The organism is Achromobacter sp. 1011811831, from assembly GCF_059760905.1.
The window spans coordinates 1-25,126 of record NZ_JCBANG010000053.1 but is presented as its reverse complement, the minus strand read 5'-3'; the positions used below and the strand labels follow the sequence as shown (position 1 = coordinate 25,126).

Sequence of the window (25,126 nt, the reverse complement as noted above, 5' to 3'; positions counted from 1 at the left end):
CGCGGGCCGCCGGACCATGTCCGGGCCCGCGGCCGCCGCTACTCCACGAAGGCGCGGTCCATGGACCGCAGCGCCTCGGGTATCACATAGCCCTTGCCCTCGAACCTGAGCGTGTGCCGGATCTTGTCCTTGCCGACGGTCCGCTCGCCGCAATCGTCGCCCTGGGTTTCGAACAGGCGCCGCTCGCGCGACTCGGTCAGCGACAGGTCGCGATAGCCCTGGCTGCTGCCGCTGCCCAGGCCCACCGTCACCTTGCGCTCCTCGACATCGCCGGCGCAGCGGGTGTCCCAGTCGCCGCTGGTCCCGCTGACCACCATCCCGTCCAGCACCATCTCCAGTTCCCGCTCGCCCATCACGAACAACCGCAGGCTGGATTCCCCATACAGGCTGACGCGCGAGCCGGCGGCGCGCGAGATCCGGATGCCGAAGGCGCGCCGGTCCGGCATCAGGTCATAGCGGGCGGTATCGAACGTCAGGCTGGTCAGGGCCACCGCGTCGTCCATCATCAGCCCCTTCAGCCGGCGCTGGCGCAGCGGTTTGAGCGTGGCGCGTTCCAGCACCAGCACGTCCAGGTCGCCCTCGTGGCCGTCGGCGGCCTCGGCCTCCGACTGGTCGCGCATCAGCGGCACCGCCACCAGCAGCAGGTCCGGATTGGCCGGCCAGGCCTTGCAGGTCAGCCCGAAGGGATCGCCCGCCGCCACGTTGCCGACCAGGATGACGGCGTTCGCGCCGGGCACATGCGCGCGGCCGCGCGCATCGGCCGCCTGAACGCCGGGATAGAGGGCGCGGACGATGTCGGCGTCGTCCGGGCAGGCATCGGGCGCGGCTTGCGCGGCCCCGGCAAACAAGGTCGAGAGCGCGCCAAGGCAAAGCGCGGCGGCCAGGGGACGCACAAGGCGCATGGCCGATCCGGAACAGGCGGCGGCACGACGTGGGAAGAGACGGCCTGCGTGGAACACGGTTCAGTTACCCAGACGCCGGTCCGACGCGCGCAGCGCCTCGGGAATCGAATAGGTCTTGCCGTCGAAGGCCAGCGTGTGGCGCGTCGCATTCTTGTCCGTCACCCGATCCACGCACTTGGCGCCCTGCTGCGCGTAGACGCGCGATACGCGCGTGTCCGTGGCGACAAGATTCCGGTAGCCCGCGCTCTTGGCGGCGTCGACGGACAGCGTCACGTCGCGCTTTTGCTCGCGGCTGTCGCACTCGTTCTCCCACGTGCCTTGCAGTCGGCTGACGACCAGGCCGTCCATCACCACATGCAGCTCATGCTCGCTCATCACGAACAGCCGCAGGCTGGTCTCGCCCTGCATGCTGCCGGTGGACGAGGCGCTGCGCGTGACGCGGATGCCGAACGCCCGCTCGTCCTGCGCCAGATCGTAGTGCGCCGTGTCGAACACGACGCCGGTCAGGCGCACGGCGTCATCCTTCATCAGGCCGGGCAGCCGGCGCTTGCGCAAGGGCTGCAAGGTGGCGCGCTCAAGCACCAGCACGTCCAGGTCGCCGTCGTGGCCATCGGCCGCCTTCGCGCCGGAGAGGTCGCGCATCACCGGCACGGCGGCCAGCAGCAGCTCGGGCTTGGCCGGCCAGGCCTTGCAGGTGACCGCGAAAGGATTGCTGCGATTCCCGCTCTGCAAGGCGATGACGTCGCCGCTGCCGCTCAGGCGGACGCGGCCCAGCTTGTCCGGCGCCGAGGCGTCCTGGTAGGCCGCGGCCACGATGCCGGCTGCCTCGGGGCAAGCCGCGGGCGCGGCATGCGCGGTGCCCGCCGCCGACAGGGCGGACAGGGCAATGGCGGACAGGCAGCGGGGTATCAAGGCCATGGTCGGAAATCCGTGAATGTGGGACCCCGAGTGTATCGCTTCAGCTGCCCGCTTCGATCTCGGGCAGGGCCATCAATCCCGGCAGCGCCTGCGCCAAGGCATCGACCGCGATGCGGACCTTGCGCGGCAGATGCGCCGCCTGCAGCCACAGCGCATGGGCATCGTAGAGAAACGGCGCCTGCGCCGGCAGCAGCCACTCCAGCTCCCCGGTCCGGAGGCGCTCGCCGACCAGCCAGTGCGGCAGCCATGCGATGCCCATGCCGAGCGTCGCGGCATCGGCAATGGCGTCGAGGTCGTCCATCCGGATCCGGCTTCGCGGCATGAACTCCCGCGGCGCCTGGCCGTCGCGCGGGAACAGCCATGGCCGGGCGCGGCCCGACCGTCGGTACAGGACAGCCTGGTGCGAGGCCAGCGCATCGATATCCGCCGGCCGCCCGTGGGTCTTGAGATAGGCCGGCGACGCGCAGACGATCATCGGCTGGCGCGCGATGCGGCGCGCCGCCACGCCCGCCTTGTCCTCCAGCGCGCCGGTGCGGATGGCGATGTCGTAGTCGCCTTCCGCCAGGTCGACAAACCGGTCGCTGAACGACAGATCCAGCTCCAGCGCCGGGTAGTCCCGCGCCAGCCCCAGCAGCACCGGGGCCACGCAGTGCCTGCCGAAATGCACAGGCAAGGCGACGCGCAGCTTGCCGCGCGGCTGCGCCAGCTGGTCCTCGGCCAGCGCGTCGGCCGCTTCCGCCTCGGCGATCACGATCTTGCAGCGCTCGTAATAGGCGCGCCCGAAATCCGTCAGGCTCTGGCGGCGCGTCGTGCGGTTGAGCAGGCGCACACCCAGGCGTTGCTCCAGCCCGTGGATGTGCTTGCCGACCATCGGTCCGGACAGGCCCAGCTCGTCTGCCACCGCCGCGAACGATCCCAGGTCCACGGCCTTCACGAACACGGCCATGCTGGTCAAGCGATCCATATTAAAAACTCCTGGTTTCCAGAATCGATCCGAATCGACCATTTATCGGCGGAAATTGTCCCCCTATAGTTCATTCATATCAATTGGTTCCTTATGGAGGGCATATGGCACGCGTTATCCGCTTTCACCGGCATGGGGGACCCGAGGTCCTGCGCATCGAGCAAGCCGAGGCGGTTCCCCCCGCCGGCGGCGAGGTGCAGATCCGCGTCAAGGCGCTGGGACTGAACCGGGCCGAGGCCCTGCTGCGGGCCGGGACCTACATCGAGCAAGCCGTCTTTCCGTCGGGACTTGGGCTGGAGGCGGCCGGCATCGTCGAGGCCGTCGGCGCCAACGTCACGGACTTCGCGCCCGGCGATGCCGTCAGCATCGTGCCGCCGCGGTCCATGGTGCGCTGGCCGGCCTATGGCGAACTGGCGACTTTTCCGGCCGAGCTGGTCGTCAAGCATCCGCCGTCGCTGGACTGGAAGGAAGCCGCCGCCGTCTGGATGTCCTACCTCACCGCCTACGGCGCGCTGGTCGATGTCGCCGGGCTGCGCCAGGGCGACTTCGTCGTCGTGACGGCCGCGTCCAGCAGCGTCGGGCTGGCGGCGATCCAGATCGCCAACCGCGTCGGCGCGATCCCGATCGCCGTCACGCGGACCCGCGCCAAGGCAGCGGCGCTGCTCGCGGCGGGCGCCGCCCATGTCGTGGCGACCGCCGGGGAGGACCTGGCGGCGCGGCTGCGGGACATCTCGGGCGCGACCGGCGTGCGCGTGGTGCTGGATCCCATCGGCGGGCCGATCTTCGAACCGTTGACGGCGGCGATGGCGCGCGGCGGCATCCTCATCGAGTACGGCGGCCTGAGCCCGGCGCCCACGCCGTTTCCACTGCACGCCGTGCTGGGCAAGGGGCTGACGCTGCGCGGCTATCTCGTGCACGAGATCACCGGCGATCCGCGACGCCTGGCGGCGGCCAAGGCCTTCATCCTGGATGGGCTGGCATCCGGCGCGTTCAAGCCGGTGATCGCCCGGACCTTCGCGTTCGACGACATCGTGGCGGCGCACCGCTATCTCGAGTCGAATGAGCAGTTCGGCAAGATCGTCGTGACGGTGTGACCGGCTGCGGGATTTACACTGGCCCCATCCATTGTTCCCCGCCGCGCCCGCCATGCCCAGCCGTCCCACGCTCTTCGCCCCGCCCAGGAAACAGCGCGCCCCGCGTCCCAACTCGCTGCTGTGGGTCTTCGACCCGCTGGAGCGCGATCCCGGCTATCTGCTCAAGAAGATGTTCGGCTGTGACGCCGCCTACCTCGACGGCCAGCTCTGCCTGGTGGCGGCCGATCGCGACGCGCCCTGGGACGGGCTGCTGGTCGGAACGTCCCAGGCGCATCATGCGTCGCTGATCAGCGACATTCCCCGCCTGCAACCCCATGCCGTGCTCGGGAAATGGCTGTACATCCCGCAGCAGGACGAAGCGTTCGAAGCCATCGCGCAACAGCTGGTCTCGCTGACGCTGGCGCGCGACCCGCGCATCGGCGTGGCGCCGTCGCCCCGGCCGTCGCGGCGGACACGTCTCGTCTGATCCCGGCTCATCGCGGTCGCGTCCATCAAGCGCCGGCTCAGCGCCCTCTGCCGAACAGCCGGGAAATTCCATATCCGATCCGCGCCCACATGGCGCGCAGGCCGATGCTGAGCATGTTCAGTTCGGCGGACGGCCTCGGCTCGCGTCCCGGCCGGCTGGCGATCCCCCTGGACTGGACCTGCGCCAGCACCGCCTGGGCCTGGGCCAGCACCGCCTGCGCCTGGAACAAGAGCGCCTGCGCTTGCGGCGATCCGTGGCCGGCGTCAAACCCTGGCGCCGTGGCCTCGGCACGCGGCAACGCCCCAGCTGCATCCGCCGCCTCGCCGCCCGCCCGCTCATCGCCCGCCAATGCGACGGCAGCCGCATCACCAGCCCCCTGCGTCAGCATGGCGGTCAGATTGCGCTCGAACTCCGCCAGGATCCGCGCGGCGACCTCGGTGATCATGCCGCTGCCCCGGCCGTACTGCGCCACCGAGCCGGACAGTTCCAACCGGGTCGTCACCGCGACATCGGTACCGCCCGCCGCCGGCTCGAGCGCGAAGCTGAATTCCGAGCTCACCGCGCCGCGCCCCCTGGGATCGCTCCCCGAGCCGCGCAGCCAGGCGATGTGCGCCGCGTCGTCCTGGCGCAGCAGCTCGGCCTGGCCGTCGAAGGCCAGCTTGATCGGTCCCAGCCGCACCGTCACGGAACCGCTGTACTTGCCGTCGCCCGAGGCCCCGGTCAGCCGCGCGCCCGGCAGGCAGGGCAGGATGCGCGGCACGTCCAGCATGAGCGCCCATGCGTCCTCCAGCGGCAAGGGCACATGAAACCGATTCGTGAACTCCATCAGCAATCTCCAGGGATTGAACCGCGCCCCTGGTCGATCAAGGCCAGAAGACGCATCGGCGTCAGCGGAAACTCCGCGATCCGCACGCCATGGGCGCGCAAGGCATCCTCGACCGCGCCGATCACGGCGGCGGCCACCGGCACCGTGGCGCATTCGCCTATGCCCTTGACGCCCAGGGGATTGAGCGTGGTGGGCGAAGGCTGGAACAGCACTTCGATGCGAGGCAGCTCCGGCGCCGTCGGCAGCAGGTACTCGGCGAAGGTCGTGGTGATGGGCTGCGCCCCCGCGTCATAGCCCATCCACTCGAACAGGGCATTGCCGATGCCGTGCGCCACGCCGCCGTGGACCTGGCCGCCGGCCAGCACGGGATTGATGATGCGGCCGCTGTCGTGCACCGCCACATAGCGCAGCAGATGCACCGCCCCGGTGCCGGGGTCGACCTCGACCTCGCAGGCATGCGAGGCGCCGGCGTAGGATTGCGCGTCGCAATGGAAATGCGCGGTGTCGTCCAGGCCCGGATCGCCCTGGCCCGGCAGCGCGTATCCCGGCACGCCCTTCCACAAAGTGGCCAGCCGCGCCAGAGAAACCGCGCGACCGTCCGGCGTCGTGATCTCGCCATCGGCCAGCAGCAGGCCGTCCTCCCCGACGCCCAGCAGCGCGGCGGCGCTGCGCAAGGCCTTGGCGCGCACCCGGCTCGCCGCCAGCGTCACAGCCGATCCCGCCATCATGGCCTGGCGGCTGGCGAATCCGCCCATGCCATGGCTGACGAACGCGGTATCCCCAGCCCGCACCTGGACGGCCTGCGCCGCCACGCCGAAATGCGCCGCGCACAGCTGCGCCAGGGTCGTCGCGATGCCCTGCCCCATGGCCAGCGCGCCGGTATAGACCGAGATCTGTCCGGACGGCGCGATACGGACCCGCGCGGACTCGAACGGCCCCCGCCCCGTCGGCTTGACGCCATTGGCCAGGCCGATGCCACGGCACAGGCCGCGCGCGGCCGCCTCGCGCCGGCGCGCGTCGAATTCCGCATAGCCGATCTCGGCCAGCGCGCGCGCCTGCAGGGCCGGAAAATCGCCGCTGTCGATCGTCAGCGGCACCCCGGCCCTGGACTTCAGCGGCTTGACGTAGGGAATCCGGTCCGCGGGAATCAGGTTGCGCCGGCGGCATTCCGCGCGGTCGATGCCCACGCCCTCCGCGATCCGGTCCAGCATGCGCTCCATCACGAATGCCGCCTGCGGATAGCCCGCGCCGCGCACGGTGGCCACGGGCACCTTGTTGGTATGGGCCACGCTCACCTGCAGCCGGCAGGCCGGAACCAGGTAGGGGCCTGACAGGGACGAAGCCGAGTTGTACGGCACGTTGGTCCCCTGTGGCGTGTAGGCGCCGTGGTCATGCACCATCTCGCCGCGCACGCCCAGTATCTGGCCGCGCGCGTCCACGGCGAACTCCACCGTCCAGTACTGGTCGCGCTCCTGGATCGCGCTGAGGAAATGCTCGCGCCGGTCCTCCACCCATTTGACCGCCCTGCCCAGCTTGCGCGCGACGGCGGGCACGACGATCTCCTCCGGATAGATCATGAACTTCGCGCCGAACCCGCCGCCCACCTCGGGCGCGATCACGCGCAGCTGGTCCTCGGGCTGGCCCAGCATCAGCGCGATGGCGTAGTGCAGCTCATGCGCCATCTGCGTCGAGGACCAGACGGTCAGCGCGTCGCCGGCCGCGTCCGGCGCCGCCAGCACGCCGCGCCCTTCCATCGGATGCGCCGCGCCGCGATGCGTCCAGAAGCGCTCGGCGAACACCCAGGCCGCTCCGGCGAACGCGGCCTCGCAATCCCCGTGCTCCAGCGTGTAGCGCTGCAGCAGGTTCGATTCCAGCTCGCTGCGCACGCGCGGCGATCCTTCGTCGAGCGCGGCGCGGCAATCGGCCACGGCCGCCAGCGCCTCATAATCCACCCGGGCCGCCGCCGCCGCGTCCTCGGCCTGACGCCGGCTGTCGGCCAACACCACCGCCACGGCCTCGCCGGCGAACGCCACTTCCGACGAGGCCAGCACGAACGGCGTCGTGTTGGCCGGCAGATCGGCCAGCGCGAATCCCAGCGGCATGCGCCATTCCGTCAGCTCGCCATAGAGATCCGCCGCCGCATAGGCGGCCGCCACGCCCGGCATGGCCCGCGCGGCGGACAGGTCGATCGACACGATGCGGGCGTGCGCATGGGGGCTGCGCACGAAACAGGCGTGCAATGGCATCGCCACCGGAATGTCGTCCAGGAAGCGCGCCTCGCCCCGCAGCAGGGCCGCATCCTCGATCCGGGGCGTGCCCGCCCCCATCCCGGTGGCCGCGGCGGATTCGACCGGAGCGTCGCCGCTCATGCGCCACCCCCGCGCATCAGCCGCGCGGCCAGCAGTACCGCATCCACGATGTTCTGGTAGCCGGTGCAACGGCACAAGTGGCCGGACAACACGTCACGGATCTGCGCCTCGTCTGGATCCGGTTCATGGGCCAGCAGCTCCGCCACCGACATCAGGATTCCCGGCGTGCAGAAGCCGCACTGCAGGCCGTGCAATTCGTGGAAGGCCTGCTGGATCGGATGCAAGGAACCGTCGGGCCGCGCCAGCCCTTCCACCGTGCCGATCTCGCGCCCCTCGGCCTGCACCGCCAGCATCAGGCAGCCGCGCGCCGAACAGCCATCCACCAGCACGGTGCACGCGCCGCACACGCCATGTTCGCAGCCCACATGGGTGCCGGTCATGCCCAGCTCGCCACGCAGGAAATCCGCCAGATTCATCCTCGGCTCGGCGCGTCCCTGCCGGGATGCGCCATTGACGCGCAGCCGGATGGGCAGCGCCTGTGCCTCGTCGTGCCTGCTCATGGCTCCCTCTCATCGTGGGCGCGGGCGCGCGCGATGGCCTGCGCCAATGCGCGCCGCGCCAGCACCCCGGCCAGGCGCTGGCGATACCAGGCAGGCACCTGGCTGTCGCCCGTCGCGACGACCTCGCCGCACAGGCGCGCCGCCTGGTCCAGATCGTCCTGCGCGCCATGGCCGCCCGTCAGCGCCGCTTCCACCTCGGGCATGCGCAGCGGCGCGGCGGCCACGCCGCCCAGCGTCAGCGAGACGCGCGCCAGCCGCCCGGACGCATCGAGCGCGACCAGCGCCGCGACCGAGACGATGGCGAAGTCCCCGCAACGGCGGGCGAATTCGAGGAAGGCATGGCCATGTCCGGCGGGCCAGGGCTGGACGCGGATGCACGTCAGCATCTCATCGGCTTCCAGCGCCGGCGTCATGTAGCCCGCGAAGAAATCCGCCATACGCAGCCGCCGCTGGCCGCGCACGCTGGCCGCCGTCAGTTCGGCGTCCATCGCCAGCGCCACGGTCGGCAGCTCGGCGGACGGATCCAGCTGGCACAGGCTGCCGCCGACGGTGCCCCGGTTGCGGGTCTGGCGATGCCCGACCTGCAGGATGGCTTCGCGCCATAGCGGCAGGCGCCGGGCCGCCAGCGGCGAGAATTCCACATCGCGTTGCCGTGTCATGGCGCCGATCTCGATGCCGCCGTCCGATTCGCGCAGATAGGCCAGTTCCGCCACCCGGTTGATGTCGATGAGGCAATCGGGAAAGGCGAAGCGCATGTTCAGCATGGCCACGAGCGACTGCCCGCCCGCCAGGACGCGGGCGCTCTGCTCCCGGGCCAGCAGCCGCAGCGCTTCGGCCAGCGTATCGGGCGCCAGGTAGCGGAAGGCGGGCGCTTTCATGGCCGCTCAGATCTTCGACAGGTCCAGCGCCGACGGCGCGAACAGTTCCTCGGGCGCCACGCACCGCTTGGACAGGCCCTGCTCGAAGTGGTAGCGCGAGAACGTGTCGATGGCGTGGCGGTTGGCCTCCAGGCCATAGGGCCAGAAGTCCTGTCCCATCAGCGCCCTCGCCTCGTCCAGGTGATGCACCATCCAGGGCAGCGTCGCGGCAAGATGGCAGATCTCGCCGAGATCGCGCACGGCCAGCTCCTTCGCCTTGATGAAGGCCTTGTAGACGCTGACCGGCAGCCAGGGATGCGCGGCCACGAGCGACTTCCGGATTCCCACCATGTGCATGATCGGAAAGATCCCGGTGCGGCGGAAATAGGCCTTCTCGGCCTCGATGTAGTCGTCGCCGTACAACCTGCCCACGTTGGGCGCGCCCCGCAGGAAGCAGGATGGCGCGCGCGCGCCGATATAGCCGTCGATCTCCCCGTGCTCCAGCATGCCCGACAGCGTCTTGTCGTCGGGAATCTGCCGCAGGTCGATTCCGGGCCCCAGATCGATGGGCGCGCGCTCGCCGCGCCCGGGCTCCTCGACGCCGCCCCGGCGCCAGCCGATCTCCTCGGGCCGGACGCCATGCTCGTCCTGCAGGATCCCTCGGATCCAGACGTTGGCCGTGATCTGGTACTCCGGCACGCCGATGATCCGGCCGCGCAGGTCCTGGGGCGTGACGATGCCCCGGTCGGTGCGCACATAGATGCCCGACTGGCGGAACACGCGCGAGATGAACGCCGGTATGGCGACATAGTCGTTGTCGCCCCGCGCCGTCGTCATCATGTGGCTGCTCATCGAGATCTCGGTCACGTCGAACTCGCGATAGCGGAATGCCCGGTGGAACGCCTCTTCCGGTTCGAGGGCGACGGCGGCAACCTCGCAGCCCTCGATGGGGGCCCGTCCATCGAACAGGGCGCGGGTACGGTCATAGTTGCCGCAGGCGAGACTGATACGCAAGGTGTTCATGTGAATGCTCCGCTGGGCCTTCCGGCCGCTCCGTTCCTGTCTGTCAGATCGAATGCCCCGGGCCGTCGCCGACCCGGATGTCCTGTTCCATGATGTCGCCGGCCTCTTGCCGGCTCAGTCCAGTGGCTTGCCTCGCAGGTCGCGCAGGCCGAACGCCGCCAGCCCGCTCAGCGCGCAAAGCACGGCGATGTAGCCGTTGAACAGATCCGGCCAGCCCTTGCTGGCGAACCATGAGCCCAGGTAAGGCGCCGTGCCCCCGAACACCGCGATGGAGATGTTGTACGGCGCGCCCCAGCCTATCGCCCTGACCCGGGTCGGGAACTGCTCGGCGAAGCCGGCCGCGACCGCGCCGCTGCCCAGGCCGATCAGGGCCATGGCGGCACAGGTCACCCAGGGCAGCGACCCGGCGTCGGCCATCACGTAGCGCATCATCGGCGTGAGCAGCGCCGCGAAGGCCAGCCACGACACGCCCAGCACCAGGCGGCGGCCGATCAGGTCGGACAGCGCGCCGCTGACGGGCATGCACAGCGTGTAGACGATCAGGCCCAGCGTGCTGGCCGAGAAGGTGGTGGCCGCGGACACGACGCCCTTGGCGCGCAGGATGTTCGGCACGTAGCCGACCCAGATATAGAGCGCCATGGTCGGACCGATGGCCACCAGGAACAGCCTGAGCATGCTGGGCCAGTACTCGGCCGCGACCACGCGCAGGCTGCCGCGATCCTTCTTCCGCGTCGTCTTGGCGACCTTCAGGAACAGCTCGGATTCCGCCGCCGAACGCCGCATGTACAGTCCGAACAGGCCCAGCGCCGAGCCCAGCACGAACACCAGCCGCCAGCCGTAGCTCTCCATTTGCGCAGGCGTCAGCAGCTGGGTCAGCAAGGAACCCGCCAGCGAGGCCGACAGCGTTCCCAGGCCGACGCTGATGTAGAAGAAGCTGCCGCTGAAGCCGCGATGCCGCGCGGGCGAGGCTTCGACGATGTAGCTGCCGCCCGCCGAGGTCTCGCCGCCCATGGCCAGCCCCTGCAGCAGGCGCGCGGCGATCAGCATCGCCGGAGACAGCCAGCCCGCCTGCGCGAACGTGGGCACGACGGCGATCATCAGGCTGCCGGCCGCCATCAGGAAAATCGTCGCGGCCAGCGCGTTCTTGCGTCCGTGGCGATCGGTATAGATGCCGAAGATGAAGCTCCCCACCGGACGGACGAAGAAGCCGACGGCGAAGATCGCGAAGGTCGACAACAGGCCCGCCAGCGGATCGCCCGCCGGGAACACCTGGCGCGAGATATAGCTCGCGAACAGCGCGTAGGCGAACCAGTCGAAGCACTCGACGAAGTTCCCCACCGCGCCCACCATCACGGAATGATTGACCGTTGATGCCCGGCGCTCGCCGTCGCCCGGCCCTTGCACCGCCTGGTCCACTCCCACCGGAGTCGCGGTATTGTCCATGTCCCTTTCCCCTTGCGCTGAAACAACGCTTGAATGCTTATCGATGCCCGCGGCGGCGCCGGCCCGCAACGCTCGGGCCGGCGGACCGCCCTGTCAGAAAAAGACGCTCAGGTTCGGACTGCCGATCACGGTGTGGTCCAGGTAGATTTCCCGACGCGCCACCTGGAACCCATCCGAGGTCTGCCGCAGGACATCCTTGCGGCAGCCGAACCAGAGATCCTGCATGCTCTCGAGCCGTGAACGGTGCAGCGCGAAATTGCTTTCGACGCGCAATCCGCCATCGCCCAGCCGCCCGACGACGCGCACATTGCTGACGACGTGCCGGGTCCGGGAATGCGGCTCCTCCGCCCAGGCAAAGCCGGTGCGCAGCTTGCGCACGCGAACGATCATCAGCTCCTTGGTTTCGTCGAACAGGGCGCCTTCCCCCGGACGGCTGAACTCTCCGGCCTCCTGTCCGGGCGCCCGCGTCTCGCGCACCGGCATCCAGTAGCTCAGGTCGTCGGCCAGCAGTTCGAGCCAGTCCTCGAAGCGCCGCTCGTCCAGAAGGGCCGCCTCGCGGTGGTAGAACTGCTCGACCTCGTGTTGCAGCAACAGGGCCTGTATTCCCGCCATCAGCCCGGGCTGCGCGGCGCAGGCCGCGTTCAGGTCGTCGCGCATCGGAAGTAGTCCGTGGGTTGGGTGTGGGCGGCGCGCAGCTCGGGCCAGGACGCCGCGTCCATGAATTCGGCCCAGCACTGATACAGCCACAGCTGCGCGTGCTCGTTGACCAGGTCCTCGATCAGGGGAGGACTGTCCCCCAGGCGGGTCAGGCGGGCCCGTCCGAGTTTCATCGCGTAGTGCAGGTCCCGGTCCTGCGCGGCCAGGCTGCGCGCGCCGTGGGTGCTCTGGTCCCAGTTTTCCCCGTCATCCTGCTCGAACATCCCGGCGGGGCCGAAATGCCGGTTGGAGGAACGGATCTGCATGCGCCGCGTCTCTTCCGACGCATTGCGATCCACCAGGACCGTCTTGCGAACCTCCATCCTTCCGGGGCCCCTGGGATGCCGGACCATCAGATCGCGCGACCCGCTGTTGACGAAGAGATTCGGGAACACGTTCATGTTCGAGCGCTGCACCCGGGACCGCACCGGACCGAGCCGCGCCTGGATGGCGGGATCGAGCCGCCAGGCCGCCAGCGGCGACCCCAGGTCCACCTCATTGGCCTCGGCGAAGTCGGCATTGAGCCCGTGTCCATACGCCGCCAGCAAGGTGATGCCCTTCTGCTCGCGCGTCGGCGCATACTGCGCCAGCGACTGTGCGCCGTTGCCGCCCAGATGCCCCGCCAGCATGGCCGAACGATGGGTCCAGGCGGCGTGGTACATGTCGCCGATCGCGTTGTCGGCGGCGAACTTCCAGTTGCCCTCGATGTTCCAGCGCACCACGCCGGGCGCCGCGACCAGATCGCCCTGGTCGAGCAGCAGGTCCAGCCCCCAGCGCATGTCGCCCAGGAACTCCTCCAGCGACGGCGCTTCCGGGTCGAAAGTGCCGAACACCAGGCCCTTGTAGCTGTCGATCCGCGCCACGCGCACCAGGCCCAGCGACGGCTGGTCGATCTCATCCTTGTACAGCTCCGCCTTGCCCGGAACGCCGATCAGGTTGCCCTTGGTGTTGTACGCCCAGCCGTGATACGAACAGACGAAACTCCGGGCATTGCCCCGGTCCACCCGACAGACGCGGTTGCCCCGGTGCCTGCAGGAATTCACGAGCCCGTAAAGCTTGCCGTCACGGTCGCGGCACAGGATCACGGGCTCCTCGCCCATGTAGACGTGAACGAAATCACCGGGATCGGGAACCTCGCTTTCGTGCGCCAGGTATAGCCAGGCCCGCTTGAAGATGCGGTCCAGCTCCGCCCGGTAGATATCTTCGTCGTGGAAGATCCGCCGCGACACCAGCCCCTCCTCGGGCTTGACGTACTGGCGGTATTGTTCCTTGCTCGCAATGGCATCCATATGCTGGTCTACGCCCGTCCGATTGCGGCCTCATGCAAGCTGGACGCCGCCGGCCGATACTCGCGACGTCCCGGCATCTAAGCTACCGGCCGGGCGCGGCTCCTGTCCAAGACAGAATATTGACCGCAGGCATGCCGCAACGCGCTCGCGCATCGTCCTGCGGCGCAGCAAGACAGATCGGATCTTTCCAGAACATCAAGGTCTGGCAGGCATCGCGCAAATGTATTCGACCTGCCCGCAAGCCCCTGCCTAAGATGCCTGTGCTCCATGCCGGCATCCATGAACGCCGGCGCGGCCCTTTCACGGCACCATGAGATCAGCACCATGACCCACGCCGCTCCCGAGCGCCTGCCGCTGCGCGTCCATGCCTTGCGGCGGATCGCCGAGAACATCATCGAACTGGATCTGCGGGGCGAAGGCGGATCGCCAGCGCCCATCGAGGCCGGCGCGCATCTGGATCTGCATCTTCCGGGCGGCCTGACCCGCAGCTACTCGCTGACCAATCCCGGCGATGCCAGCGGCCGGTATGTGCTGGCGGTGGCGCTGGATGCCGCCAGCCGGGGCGGCTCCGCCTACATCCATGCCCGGCTTCGCCCCGGCGACACACTGCAGGCCAGCGGTCCGCGCAACCACTTTCCGCTGGCGGCCGGCGCGGCCCCCAGCATCCTCATCGCCGGCGGCATCGGCATCACGCCGATCTGGGCCATGATCCAGCGCCTGGCAGCCGAGCAACGCGACTGGCGGCTGCTCTATGCCGTGCGCTCGCGCGCCCGCGCCGCCTACCTGGATGTCCTGCTGCAACGCTATCCAGACCGGCTCAGCCTGCACGTCGACGAGGAAGCAGGCGGCGCCGCCGATCTGGCGGGATTCCTGCGAACCGCGCCGGCGGACGCGCAGCTGTATTGCTGCGGTCCGGCGCCAATGCTGGACGCGTTCGAATCCGCGACGGCGGACCGGCAGCCGTCCCACGTCCATCTGGAACGCTTCAAGGGCGGCGGCGATGTCGCCGCCGGCGGCTTCACCGTGATCGCGGCGGCATCCGGCGGCAGCCATTTCGTGGCCGAGGGCAGCACCATCCTGGACACGCTGCTGGACGCCGGACTGGATATCCCGCATTCCTGCGCCGACGGCATCTGCGGCACCTGCGCGACCCGGGTCATCGAAGGCATCCCGGACCATCGCGACACCTTGCTCAGCGCCGAGGAGCGCGAGGCGAACAAGAAAATGCTGATCTGCGTTTCCGGCTGCAAGAGCGGCCGGCTGGTGCTCGATCTGTAGTCCCGGGCCAATGCGGCCCGACACACCAAGGAGAGAATGATGTCCCTATGGCTGAACGCGCTGGGCGCCAGCGTGCGTTTTCATGACGTCGACGGCGTGCGCACCCGCTGCCTGGAGGCCGGCGAAGGCCCGGCCGTGCTGCTGCTGCATGGCATAGGCGGTCATGTCGAGGCTTACGCCAAGAACGTGGTTCCCCTGGCGCAGCACTATCGCGTCATCGCCGTGGACATGCTGGGCCATGGCATGACGGACAAGCCGGACGGCGACTACATGCCGCCGGACTACGCCGCCCACATCCTGGCCCTGATGGACACGCTGGGCATCGCCCGCGCCCACATCGTCGGCGAATCGCTGGGTTCCTGGGTCGCGTACTGGATGATCCAGGCCGCGCCGTCGCGCGTGCTGTCGTGGACCTGCTGCGTGGGCGCCGGCCTGCAGGTGGCCGGCTTCGACAACCTGCGCTCGCCCGGCGTGGCGGAACTGCGCAAGCGTTCCAGCCAGGCATCGGCGGTGCCCACGCGCGACAGCATCCGCGCGCGCCTGGAATGGCTGTTCCACGAACCCGAGCGCTTCGTCAGCGACGAATTGGTAGAAACGCGGCTGCGGTTCTGGTCCAACCCGGCCATGCTGCGGATACAGCCGATGATCGCCGGCATCATGGATCCCGAACGCGGCGAGCAGTTCTACATCACCGCCGAACGGCTCGCGCGCATCGCCACGCCGACGTATTTCCTCTGGACCGAATTCAATCCCACCACGCCCTGGCAGGCGGCCGAGACGGCCAGCCGGCATGTCCGGGGATCGCGCCTGGACATCATGCCGAACTGCGGACACTGGCCGCAGTACGAGGATCCCGACGGCTTCCACCAGCGCCTGCTCGGCTTCCTGGACTCGGTCGCCGTGGGCGCCGATTCCACGCCGGCTTCTTGAACGAAAGGCCGATCATGCTATTGCAAAGCCTGGGCTATGTCGGGGTGGAAACCACCCGCCTCGACGAATGGCGCGCATTCGGCCCGCGCATCCTGGGGCTGGAGGTGGCGGACGCCACCGCCTCGTCGCTGGCCTTCCGCATGGACGACCGCAAGCAGCGCATCCTGGTGGACCGGGGCAACGCCGACGGCGCCGTCTTCTACGGCTGGGAGGTCGCGGACGGCGACGCGCTGGAACGGCTCGCCGCCAGGCTGGACCGGGCCGGCGTCAGGGTGGACGCCATGTCGCGAACTGTGGCCGACCGGCGCCAGGTGGGGCGCGGCCTGTGCTTCCTCGATCCGGCGGGCAACCGCCATGAAGCCTTCTGCGATCCCGCGCTGGCGGATCGCGCATTCCGGCCCGGCCGCGCCATGTCGGGCTTTCGCACCGGTCCGCTCGGCATGGGCCATGTCGTGCTCATGGCGCAACGCATCGAAGACCTGCTCCCCTTCTATGTCGACCTGCTCGGATTCCGCCTGAGCGATTACATGCTGCATCCCTTCAAGGCGTATTTTTTCCACACCAACGCGCGGCACCACAGCCTGGCCCTGGCCGAGACCGGCATCAGCCGCAGGCTGCATCACCTGATGGTGGAAACCTACAGCCTGGACGATGTCGGCCAGGGCCTGGACCTGGCCGACGCCGACGACTGCGTCAGCGTCAGCCTGGGACGCCATAGCAACGACCTGATGACCTCGTTCTATGCGCGGACCCCGTCAGGCTTCATGGTGGAGTACGGTTGGGGCGGCCGCGACATCGCCCCCGACGCCTGGCAGCCGGTCGAACTGCGCGACGGCCCCAGCCTCTGGGGGCATGAGCGCGCCTGGCTGCCGCCGGAGGGGCGCGCGCAGGCGCTGGCCATGCGCCTGGACGCCGCGGCGCGGGGCGTGCGCGGCCCGGTCCAGGTCCTGCCCGGCAATCACCACGTCATGGCAGGCGTCTGTCCCTGGTGGGATGCGCTGCGCCGCTGAGCCGCCTGGCCGCGCCGGATGGCCAGGCGGGAATATCCGCCCGGCGCCAGTGCGGCGCTAGACCGGCGCCACGCCCGAGGCGGGACGGATGCCGCGGATGTCGATGCCGCCGTCGCACGCGATGATGCTGCCCGTGCAGACGCGGGCGGCGGTCCGGGACGCCAGGTACAGGTAAGCCCCCACATAGTCCTCGGCGACAGGATAGAAGTTCAGCGGCAGCATCGCCGCGATCTCGGCCTCCCGGCCCGCGGGATCGACAGGACGATCCCGCGCCGGCTGCCGCGACAGGGAATCCGGGCTGCGCAGATCGGAAGCCATTGCCGTCGGGGCCACGCCGTTGACGCGTATCGCCGGCGCCAGCTCGTAGGCAAGCTGGCGCAGCAGGCCGACAGCCGCGTGCTTGGACGCCGTGTAGAGGGGGCCGCCGCCGCCCGTGTGGAAGCTGGCGTTGGACAGGGTGAAGATCATGCTGCCCCGGCTTTCCAGCAAGGCCGGCGCCGCCGCGCGCGCGCCCAGGACCAGCGAACGGACGTTCACCGAAAAGACCTCATCAAACGCCTGGCCGATCCGCGCGGGCTCCAGCTGCAGCAGGCCGGTACGGTTGTCCCAGACGCCCGCGTTGCCAATGAATACGTCCAGCCTGCCGAACCGCGCCAGCGTCTCGTCCACGGCCCGCTGGTTGGGATCCAGGCGGGAACAGTCGCCTTCGACCACCACGATGTCGGGATGCGATTCACGCAACGCGCTGGCCTTGGACGGGGATTTTTCCAATACCGCGATCCGCGCGCCTTCCTCATGAAAGCGTTCCACGATCGCGCGTCCCAGGCCCGATCCCCCGCCTGTGATCAAGACGACTTCACCTCGAATATCCATCTGCGTCATGTCCTGTTTCGCGCCAGGCGGATCGCCCCCGGGGCCCGCCGGGCATGCCGCCGGCGCCGCGCCGCGCGGCCCATGGCGGCAATGCAAGGACACCTTAATGCGCGCAAGCCGCGCCGGTCCAGAAGTCTCTGGGCTCGCCTGCCATGCCGAAATGCTCTGGCGCGCGGGCCGCTAGACGCCGGCGCGGGACTTGCGCGCCTCCTCTCCGACCTCGCTCACCAGCTTGATGACGGCCTGCGTCGCGCTGGACAGGTCGCCGCTCTGCGGCCAGACCAGCCGCAGCGTACAGGTCCAGTCCGGCTGGAAGATCGGGCGGATGGCCAGTTCCCCGCGCTGGACCCGGCTGCTGACCACGCTGACCGGCAGGATGGAATACCCCAGCTTCTGCGCGATCAGGTCGCTCATGATCGAACCGGACTCCACTTCGAAGCGCACATGGACCTGCTCGCCGAGCTCACGCGCCTTGTCCTCCAGCAGCGCGCGCAGCCGGTGCGGCGCCGCCGGCGCCACCAGCGGCTGGCGCAGCGCCTCGGCCAGCGTGATCGGGCCGTCCTCGGGCCGCAGCGCATCGGCATTGCCAACGAAGACGAAGGGTTCTTCGTACAGCACCCGTCCGGGCCTGCCGGTCGTCTCGTCGCTGCCGTCGAACACGCAGGCCAGGTTCAGCCGGCCATCGTCCAGCCATTCCTCCAGCGTATGGGACAGGCCTTCGACCATGTTCAGGTTGACGTCCGGAAGCTCCTGGATCGCGCGGCGGGCGATGATGCCCGTGATCCCTTCCATGACGTTCGGCGGCACGCCCATGACCACGCGGCCATGCGGCGGACAGCTGAAATCGCGCATGACCTGTTTCAGGGCCGAGGCCTGCGCGAGCATGGCCCGCGCCTGCGGCAGCAGGAATTTTCCGGCCTCGGTCATCATGACGCCGCGCGAATGCCGCACGAACAGCTGCTGTTCAAGATCCTCTTCCAGCTTGCGGATCTTCAGGCCCAGCGCCGGCTGGGCGATGTGCAGCAGCTCGGCCGCCTTGGTGAAATTCTTCAGCTCGGCGATGGCGACGAACGCCTGTAATCGTCTCAGGTCCATTTCCGGCCTTGCCTCCCCCAACAACGCGGCTGTCGACGCGACGGCTTCGCAGACCTTTTTTCAACAGCCTAGGCCGTATCCCGCCCGTCAGCAAGACAGGGGTATCACCAAGGCCCCTGCCCCGTCCCGGCGCCCGGCGCCGCCCTCAGGATCCGGCCCCGCCCAGTTCGAAGCCCACGGTACCCAGCCCGGCAATCCGCGCCATGACCCGGTCGCCCGGCCGCAGCGCGCACATCGGTCCGAGCGCGCCGGTCATCACGATATCGCCGGCCCGCAACGGCGTGCCCAATTGCCGCATGCGCCGCGCCAGCCAGACGGCGGCATTCAGCGGGCTGCCCATGCACGCACGCCCGTCTCCCCTGGAAGCCGGCGCGTCGTTGATCGTCATTTCCATGGCGCACCCGGCGAAATCGAAGCCGTCCGCCCGGATCGCCGGCGTGCCCAGCACGAAGCGGGCGCTGGACGCGTTGTCCGCGATGGTGTCGACCAGGGAGATCTTCCAGTCCCGGATCCGGCTGTCGACGATTTCGATGGCCGGCAGCACGAAGGCGACGGCGCGCAATACATCCGCGACATGGGGTTCGTCCACGTCCAGGTCGCTGCCCAGCACCAGCGCGACCTCGGCCTCTGCCTTCGGTTGCAGCAAGCCCTCGGGCGGCAGGGTCGCGCCGTCGCCCACGATCATGTCCGACAGCAAGGCGCCATAGTCCGGCTGGGACACGCCCAGCTGGCGCTGCACCGCCACGGAGGTCAGGCCGATCTTGCGGCCGATGAGCCGCCGCCCCCGCGCGATGCGGCGCTCCACGTTCAATTGCTGCACGGCATACGCGGCCTCGATATCCTGCTCGGGCAGCAGCGTGGAAACCGGTTCGCACTGCGCGCCGGTCATCTCCGCGTCGCGCAGCCTGTGCGCGGCCGCTTCGACGGCGGATGCCGGATTGATGGCATGTTCTGTCACTCGGGTTCCCCTTTTCGATGGCTGACATGAGGAAGCCGACTACCGATGCTTCCGACGTCCATCCCGCCAAGGTAAACCCGATCCGGGCGCGCTGTGCGTGCTTATATGGACTGGTGAAATAGCGAATCTGTATGGCTCGGGCCGAACCTGTCAGAAGCGATAGGTCACGCTGCCCACCACCGTGCGCCGCGTGCCGTAGAAGCAGTCGCCGCGCGCGATGCAGGTGCCCACGTATTCCTTGTCGAACAGGTTGGTCACGTTCAGCGCCACGCGGAACGGGCCTCGGTCATAGGCCAGCACCGCGTCGTACAGCGTCACGCCCTCGACGCGGTTGTTGCCCACGCCGTCGAAGCTGTGGCCGTTGTAGCGCACGCCCGCGCCCGCCAGGAAGCCCGGCACGCCGAAGGCGCTGAAGCGGTAGTTGGCCCACAGCGACGCCATGTTCGACGGAATGCTGGCCAGCCGCTGGCCCTGGTCGGTGGCCGTGCCCTTGGTGATCTTGGGATTCAGGTAGGTGTAGGTGGCCACCAGGTCCATCCGGCCCAGCGAGGCCATGGCCTCCAGTTCCAGGCCGCGCGTGCGCGCCTCGCCGACCTGCACGGTGTCTGCCTGGCCGTTGACCACGCCGGCGACCTGGCGGTTCTTCTCGATCATGTCGAAGACGCTGGCCGTGACCGTCAGGTTCTCGCCCGGCGGCTGGTACTTGACGCCCGCCTCCCACTGCTTGCCGCGCAGCGGCTTGTAGGCTTCGTTGGCCTTGTTGAAGCCGGCCACGCCCTGGAACGACTCGGCATAGCTGATGTACGGATTCAGGCCCATGGCCGAGCGGTACATCAGGCCGAAGCGCTTGCTCAGTTCGCTGTCGTCGCGGCTGCCGGACGGCGTGCCGTCCACGGACGACTTGGAGCTGTCGTGGCGCAGGCCCAGCATCAGCAACCACTGGTTCCACTCCAGCTGGTCCTGCAGGTACAGGCCGGTCTGGTTGGCGCGCGAATCGGGCACGCGCATGGTGGACGTCGGCGGCGTGTAGTTGCCGTAGACGGGGTTGTACACGTCGATGGGCGCGGCCGAGCCGCCCACGCCACGGCGCGCGGCGAGCTTGGAGCGCTGGTAGTCGATGCCCGCCAGCAGCGTATGCCGCACCGCGCCGGTGGCGAACTTGAACTGGCCCTGCGTGTCGAGCACGAACTGGTCGAGCGTGGGCTGGTTCAGGTAGATCGTGCGGCGCAGCAGCGTATCGCTTCCCGGCACCCAGCCATGGCCGGCGCCGTTGAAGCCGGCGGTGTAGACGCTGCGGTAATCCACCTTGCTACGCGTGTAGCGCAGGTTCTGGCGCACCGTGACGGTATCGTTGAAGGCGTGCTCGAACTGGTAGCCCAGCGAGCGCTGCTCGGCGGTGTACTTGTCGAAGTCCGGCTCGCCGACGAAGAAGTCCTGCGGAATGCGCCCGCCCGGCTTGCCGTAGAGCGTGCCGCGCCAGGGCAGGAAGCCCAGCATGGTGCCGCTGTCGTCCTTCTGGAAATTCGCCAGCAGCGTCAGCGAGGTGCTGGCGCTGGGCCGGTACGTCAGCGACGGCGCGATGAAATAGCGGTCGTCCTTGACGTGCTTGATCGAGGCGTTGCTGTCGCGCCCCAGCGCCACCACGCGGTACAGCCATTTGCCTTCTTCATCGATCGGGCCGGTCAGGTCGGCCTGGATCTGCTTGCGCTGGTAATTGCCGTAGCTGATGCCGATCTCGCGCGCGGCCTCGGCCTGCGGACGCTTGCTGACCTGGTTCAGGATGCCGCCCACCGCGCCCTGGCCGTACAGCATGCCGGACGGTCCCTTCAACACCTCGATGCGCTCCAGCGCATAGGGATCGGGACGGGTGTTGTTGTAGAAGCCGACGGAATTAAGCAGGCCGTCCAGGTACTGGGTGGAATCGGCGCCGCGGATCTTGACCGAATCGCCGCGATTGTCCACGCCGAAGGCGGCGGCGGTGACGCCGGCGGTATACCCCACCGCCTGCTGCACCGATTGCGCGCCCTGCAGTTCCATGCGGTCGCGAGTGATCACCGTGATCGACTGCGGCGTTTCCATCAGCGGCGTGTCGGTCTTGGTGGCGGTGACGGCGCGCTTGGCCACGAAGCCCTGCACCGGGCCGGTCGGGGATTCATTCACCTCGGTCGCCGTCACGGTGACGGCGGGCAATTCCACCTGTTGCTGCGGCTGCTGGGCCAGCGCCGGACTGACCGCCCCCGCTCCCATCATCAACATCGCCGCGCCCACGGATTGGGCGCGCCTGGGGCAAGGGCTGGGCCTGGTGCCAGTCGCCATCGTTCTTCCTTTCCTGATCTTTAACACATGAATACAAATGCAATGTATTCGCATTTGCGAGTGAATTGTGTAATAAAGCTTTCAGTCTGCGCAAGCACGAAATCCAATCCGGACTTCCCCCCGTTGCGGCAACGATACAAACCGGCCCCTTCGGCCCCTCGAATGACACGCGCGCGTCAGGCGCCATGACTACAATCCGCCCCGCTGTCGCTGGGGCCCGGCCGCGCGAGGGGGTATTTACCCTGTATTACCCGCTACTACCGCGCCAGCCCCGGATCTGCAATCATCAACTGTCCCGCCGACCGCCGCGCCCCTGGCCGCCGTCGACGATTCCCGGGTTCAACGCTGCATTCCAGAGCCTTACATGTCTCACGTTCAGCACTCCCCCAGCCGCCCGGACCTGGGCGGCATCCATCTCGTTCCCACGGACGCCGCCCAGGCCGGCGCCGCCCGCCAGCAACTCGAGGCCTTCCTGGCGCGCTCCCGCCTGCGGGACATCACGATCTGCGCGGACCTGGACGGCGCCGCGCCCGGCTGCCGGGCCAGCCTGGCGCCCGCCTTCGCGGCGCAACACCTTCCCGATCACGACACCACCGGCCTGGCGCGATCGCTGGGCCTGGACAGCGGCGCCGACGAGGCCGCCCTGGAACGCGAGATCCTGCTGGCCATGCTGGGCAGCCCGGTCCCCTTCCCCTTCCCGTCCGTGCCCGAGCTGGAGTCCGCCGTCCGCATTCGCCGGCGCATCGTCCAGGCCGCGCACAAGACCGCCCTGGCCTTCGACACCGAGCACGCCGAGCGCCCCGAGGGCTATTGGACCTATGACGAGGAACGCGGCTTCACCATCCTGCCCGGCCGCTCGCTCATCGAGGGCCTGCGCCGCGCCACACAGCCCGAGGCCTCGGGCCAGCTCTACGCCTTCTCCTGCTACCGCGCGACCGAGTACGTCACGGTGCTGGGCATCGCCCAGGAGCTTGAGCAGGCCAATCCCGCGCTGGCGCGCGACCTGCAGCGCCAGTGGGAAACGCGCGCGGTGATGTCCGGGCGCTTTCACGACACCTTCCTGCACGAGTACGGCTCGCTGGCCGAGCCGCTGCCCCAGCGCTTCTACGTGCCGGGCGACCGACTCTGGTTCCGCAATCCGGATCCCGCGTCGTCCGATGTGGAAGGCTATGAAGGCTCCTGGGTGTTCTACCTGGGCGGCGGCCTGTTCAATAATTTCTGGGAACGCGACCAGCCCTTCACGCTGACCTCCAAGTGCGTGGAGATCCATCACTGGCAGCATGGCTTGCGCGTCGACGCCCAGGGCAAGGGCTATATCGACGAAGAGCGCGTCAAGACGCTGGTGCGCCAGACGCTGGCCGACCCCGACGCCACCGCCGCCGTGCTGGCGCGCATGATGCGCATCCGCGATCCGCAAGGCGTGTACGAGGAAGGCGGCTGCATCGACGCCACCCGCGAACGCGTGCGCTGGGTCACGCCCGGACATAGCGATATCTCGCTGCCGGACTTTCCCGCTTCGGCGCGGGCCCGCTCGGCCTGAGGCGGCACGCCGCCGGCTGCGCGACGGTCCGCGCCGGCGGCATGCTCAACGCGCGCGACGGCGCCAGCGCAACGAAGAACCCGGCTCATCGAATAGCCGCTGTTCTCCATTCACGGCGTCGCGAGCGGCGCGAGCTTCAGGGGAGCATCCCACCCCGCCACCGCCGGCCGGCTCCCGTCCGCCTGCCTGTCGCGAACCGTCTTTCCGGCGAAGACATACAGGTGCTTGTAGGCGTCGTCCACCATGTGCCGCGACTCGCGGACGCCTTCGATCGGCGGCGTGAACTCGTCGAACATCTCCTCATCCAGCGTCACCGGAAACGGCACGATATCCGCGCGCGCATTGAAGCCCAACACGAGCAATCCACCCGGCTTGAGCACGCCGTGGCACTGCGCCAGCAGCATTGTCATGGCATGTCGCGTATTCACGCCAAAGCCCAGCAGGCCGTTGGCGATGACGATATCGAACGCCTCCTCGCCGTAGTGTCCGGCCATGTCCATCACATCGCCAACGACGTGCCGCCCCGGAGGACCATATTTGGCGCGGTCTGGCCTGATATCAATCGAATGGAATTCCACGGCATGCAGCAATCTGGGATAGTGCCAGTTGTACCGGTCCATCCCCAGGAAAAGCAGCCGGTTTCTCTGGCTTGTCGCGCCGGCAAGGCGGTTCACATAACTGAAAATCTCGTTTTCCATGAACGCCCGGCTCGGCGTCTCCAGTTTGAAATCGATATTGCATCGCTCGGCCAGCGCGGGCGACAGCCTGAAGATAACCTTGTTCAATTTATGCCTGAGTCTGCTGCGCATGGCCCTTCTCCACATTTCACGAACCCGGAGTGGCAAGCGCGGCGCACGCAAGCCGGCGCGATCCGCCGGCACGATCATGACTCGCTCGGAAAAACCATCGCAGAGCCCTCCGCCACGCCACTCCCACATCGTCGTCGCAAGACCCATTCAATCGGTCAGTGCGCGAACAAGCCGGATTCTCGGGAACGCGGTCGCGCGCGGCAAATTACATTTCTGACGGTATCGCAACGCGTTCAAGCAGCGATTTTGGGCTTCTGAGGCGAATATCCATCTAAACCCCTTCAATCGCCCTCAAGCCGCTGACAACCCTTGATCTCGGGTCAGGAAGGATGCGTATGCCGGCGATACGGAAATTAATCTGGCTGCAATCTTGTCGTAATTTCCAAGGCATCGGTTTCGGAAAACACGCAAGGCAAGCGCCCTGCCCGAGTGCCTGCGAAGCCGATGGCCACGGCCTGCGTGCCATCAACGCGACAGAGGCGCTGTTCAATGCCGAAGCCAAGACAAACAGGGCGGCCCGCAAGGGCCGCCCTGTCTGCCATTCAAGCCGGGCCGGTTCAGCCCCCTTCGGCCGTCAACCTGGCCAGGTTGCGCTGCTCGGTTTCCGTCAGCCGGCCCAGCTCTGCCTGTCCCAGGTCCACCTGCCCCAGCACCTGCACCGGCGCGTCCGGCGCATAACGCGCCGCGTCGGCGCGCGCGGCGCCCGGCGTGGCCGCGCCAGCCGATCCGCCGGCGGGCGCCTGCGTCGCGCCCTCGACGCCCTCATTGCCAAAGCCCAGGATCTGCACCGAGATGATCGACGGCTGCGACTGGCGCGCGGCATTGCGCGAGCGGTTCGCCTCGCTCTCGGCCGAGGCCGCCGCCGCGCCCGAGGCCGCGCTGGCCGAGCTGAGCGCCGAGGTGTTGACCGCCGCCGTCACCGGCACCCCGCTGCTGTTGCCCTGGGCCTGGATGTTGGCCGCGTTGACCA

At 68.7% G+C, this 25,126-nt stretch carries 22 protein-coding genes and 1 pseudogene; 6 read left to right on the top strand and 17 right to left on the bottom strand.

The window, feature by feature from the left end:
• Positions 1-38 precede the first annotated feature (38 nt).
• From AC6LJ9_RS19230 to AC6LJ9_RS19220, 3 genes are read right to left on the bottom strand one after another with little or no spacing between them, the layout of a single operon-like run.
• Complete coding sequence (locus AC6LJ9_RS19230; RefSeq protein ID WP_498148804.1) at positions 39-902, bottom strand: PA3715 family protein; 864 nt, start codon at positions 900-902, stop codon at positions 39-41.
• Positions 903-962: 60 nt separating this feature from the next.
• The gene (locus tag AC6LJ9_RS19225; protein WP_498148803.1) at positions 963-1,820 is read right to left on the bottom strand and encodes a PA3715 family protein; all 858 of its coding nucleotides are present in this window, start codon (positions 1,818-1,820) and stop codon (positions 963-965) included.
• A 40-nt stretch (positions 1,821-1,860) separates the two neighbouring features.
• A complete protein-coding gene (locus AC6LJ9_RS19220) occupies positions 1,861-2,784 on the bottom strand; it encodes a LysR family transcriptional regulator (RefSeq protein WP_498148802.1) in 924 nt (307 codons plus the stop codon).
• 104 nt (positions 2,785-2,888) lie between these two features.
• Here AC6LJ9_RS19220 and AC6LJ9_RS19215 point away from each other — a divergent pair, with 104 nt between their 5' ends.
• Positions 2,889-3,878 (top strand): zinc-dependent alcohol dehydrogenase family protein, encoded by a 990-nt coding sequence (locus tag AC6LJ9_RS19215; protein ID WP_498148801.1) that lies wholly within the window; start codon positions 2,889-2,891, stop codon positions 3,876-3,878.
• Between the two features lie 52 nt (positions 3,879-3,930).
• Positions 3,931-4,344, top strand: a complete 414-nt coding sequence (locus tag AC6LJ9_RS19210) for a hypothetical protein (RefSeq protein ID WP_498148800.1) — start codon at positions 3,931-3,933, stop codon at positions 4,342-4,344.
• Positions 4,345-4,381: 37 nt separating this feature from the next.
• Here the strand turns inward: AC6LJ9_RS19210 and AC6LJ9_RS19205 are convergent, their stop codons facing one another.
• The 8 genes from AC6LJ9_RS19205 to AC6LJ9_RS19170 all read right to left on the bottom strand — a co-directional run bounded on the left by AC6LJ9_RS19205 (position 4,382) and on the right by AC6LJ9_RS19170 (position 13,347).
• Positions 4,382-5,170, bottom strand: a complete 789-nt coding sequence (locus tag AC6LJ9_RS19205) for an SRPBCC family protein (protein WP_498148799.1) — start codon at positions 5,168-5,170, stop codon at positions 4,382-4,384.
• Positions 5,170-7,539: a xanthine dehydrogenase family protein molybdopterin-binding subunit gene (locus tag AC6LJ9_RS19200; RefSeq protein ID WP_498148798.1), complete on the bottom strand. Its 2,370-nt coding sequence runs from the start codon at positions 7,537-7,539 to the stop codon at positions 5,170-5,172. The genes AC6LJ9_RS19205 and AC6LJ9_RS19200 overlap by 1 nt, the downstream gene beginning before the upstream one ends.
• Positions 7,536-8,039 (bottom strand): (2Fe-2S)-binding protein, encoded by a 504-nt coding sequence (locus AC6LJ9_RS19195; RefSeq protein WP_392409289.1) that lies wholly within the window; start codon positions 8,037-8,039, stop codon positions 7,536-7,538. The genes AC6LJ9_RS19200 and AC6LJ9_RS19195 overlap by 4 nt, the downstream gene beginning before the upstream one ends.
• On the bottom strand, positions 8,036-8,917 hold the full coding sequence (locus tag AC6LJ9_RS19190; RefSeq protein ID WP_498148797.1) for an FAD binding domain-containing protein: 882 nt from the start codon (positions 8,915-8,917) through the stop codon (positions 8,036-8,038). Before AC6LJ9_RS19190 ends, AC6LJ9_RS19195 begins: the two co-directional genes overlap by 4 nt.
• Positions 8,918-8,923: 6 nt before the next feature.
• Positions 8,924-9,919: a substrate-binding domain-containing protein gene (locus AC6LJ9_RS19185; RefSeq protein ID WP_498148796.1), complete on the bottom strand. Its 996-nt coding sequence runs from the start codon at positions 9,917-9,919 to the stop codon at positions 8,924-8,926.
• A gap of 114 nt (positions 9,920-10,033) precedes the next feature.
• Positions 10,034-11,362: an MFS transporter gene (locus tag AC6LJ9_RS19180; protein WP_498148795.1), complete on the bottom strand. Its 1,329-nt coding sequence runs from the start codon at positions 11,360-11,362 to the stop codon at positions 10,034-10,036.
• 93 nt (positions 11,363-11,455) lie between these two features.
• Positions 11,456-12,019 (bottom strand): aromatic-ring-hydroxylating dioxygenase subunit beta, encoded by a 564-nt coding sequence (locus AC6LJ9_RS19175; RefSeq protein WP_498148794.1) that lies wholly within the window; start codon positions 12,017-12,019, stop codon positions 11,456-11,458.
• On the bottom strand, positions 12,004-13,347 hold the full coding sequence (locus AC6LJ9_RS19170; protein ID WP_498148793.1) for an aromatic ring-hydroxylating oxygenase subunit alpha: 1,344 nt from the start codon (positions 13,345-13,347) through the stop codon (positions 12,004-12,006). Before AC6LJ9_RS19170 ends, AC6LJ9_RS19175 begins: the two co-directional genes overlap by 16 nt.
• A 324-nt stretch (positions 13,348-13,671) precedes the next feature.
• On the opposite strand from AC6LJ9_RS19170, the gene AC6LJ9_RS19165 reads away from it, so the two are divergent.
• Genes AC6LJ9_RS19165 through AC6LJ9_RS19155 form a run of 3 tightly spaced genes read left to right on the top strand, consistent with a single transcriptional unit; the run spans position 13,672 to position 16,565 of the window.
• Positions 13,672-14,625 carry a PDR/VanB family oxidoreductase gene (locus AC6LJ9_RS19165; RefSeq protein ID WP_498148792.1) on the top strand — a complete coding sequence of 318 codons (954 nt, stop codon included), beginning with the start codon at positions 13,672-13,674 and terminating at the stop codon, positions 14,623-14,625.
• 39 nt (positions 14,626-14,664) lie between these two features.
• Positions 14,665-15,555 (top strand): alpha/beta fold hydrolase, encoded by an 891-nt coding sequence (locus AC6LJ9_RS19160; protein ID WP_498148791.1) that lies wholly within the window; start codon positions 14,665-14,667, stop codon positions 15,553-15,555.
• A gap of 14 nt (positions 15,556-15,569) precedes the next feature.
• Entirely contained in the window at positions 15,570-16,565 is a 996-nt protein-coding gene (locus AC6LJ9_RS19155; protein ID WP_498148790.1) for a VOC family protein, read from the top strand.
• A gap of 57 nt (positions 16,566-16,622) precedes the next feature.
• Here AC6LJ9_RS19155 and hcaB read toward each other — a convergent pair whose 3' ends face one another.
• From hcaB to AC6LJ9_RS19135, 4 genes are all read right to left on the bottom strand, one after another.
• Positions 16,623-17,447 carry a 3-(cis-5,6-dihydroxycyclohexa-1,3-dien-1-yl)propanoate dehydrogenase gene (gene hcaB, locus AC6LJ9_RS19150; protein WP_498148789.1) on the bottom strand — a complete coding sequence of 275 codons (825 nt, stop codon included), beginning with the start codon at positions 17,445-17,447 and terminating at the stop codon, positions 16,623-16,625.
• A gap of 171 nt (positions 17,448-17,618) precedes the next feature.
• Positions 17,619-18,533 (bottom strand): LysR family transcriptional regulator, encoded by a 915-nt coding sequence (locus tag AC6LJ9_RS19145; protein WP_498148788.1) that lies wholly within the window; start codon positions 18,531-18,533, stop codon positions 17,619-17,621.
• A 145-nt stretch (positions 18,534-18,678) separates the two neighbouring features.
• The gene (locus tag AC6LJ9_RS19140; protein ID WP_498148787.1) at positions 18,679-19,491 is read right to left on the bottom strand and encodes a 2-keto-4-pentenoate hydratase; all 813 of its coding nucleotides are present in this window, start codon (positions 19,489-19,491) and stop codon (positions 18,679-18,681) included.
• A gap of 150 nt (positions 19,492-19,641) precedes the next feature.
• Entirely contained in the window at positions 19,642-21,741 is a 2,100-nt protein-coding gene (locus AC6LJ9_RS19135) for a TonB-dependent siderophore receptor (RefSeq protein WP_498148786.1), read from the bottom strand.
• Positions 21,742-22,171: 430 nt separating this feature from the next.
• On the opposite strand from AC6LJ9_RS19135, the gene AC6LJ9_RS19130 reads away from it, so the two are divergent.
• Positions 22,172-23,347: a TGL-type protein-glutamine gamma-glutamyltransferase gene (locus AC6LJ9_RS19130; protein ID WP_498148785.1), complete on the top strand. Its 1,176-nt coding sequence runs from the start codon at positions 22,172-22,174 to the stop codon at positions 23,345-23,347.
• Between the two features lie 110 nt (positions 23,348-23,457).
• On the opposite strand, the gene AC6LJ9_RS19125 is transcribed toward AC6LJ9_RS19130, so the two are convergent.
• Positions 23,458-24,156, bottom strand: coding sequence for a class I SAM-dependent methyltransferase (locus AC6LJ9_RS19125; protein ID WP_498148784.1), 699 nt, complete (start codon positions 24,154-24,156; stop codon positions 23,458-23,460).
• 557 nt (positions 24,157-24,713) lie between these two features.
• A pseudogene (locus tag AC6LJ9_RS19120) lies at positions 24,714-25,126 on the bottom strand (hypothetical protein); the annotation flags it as partial.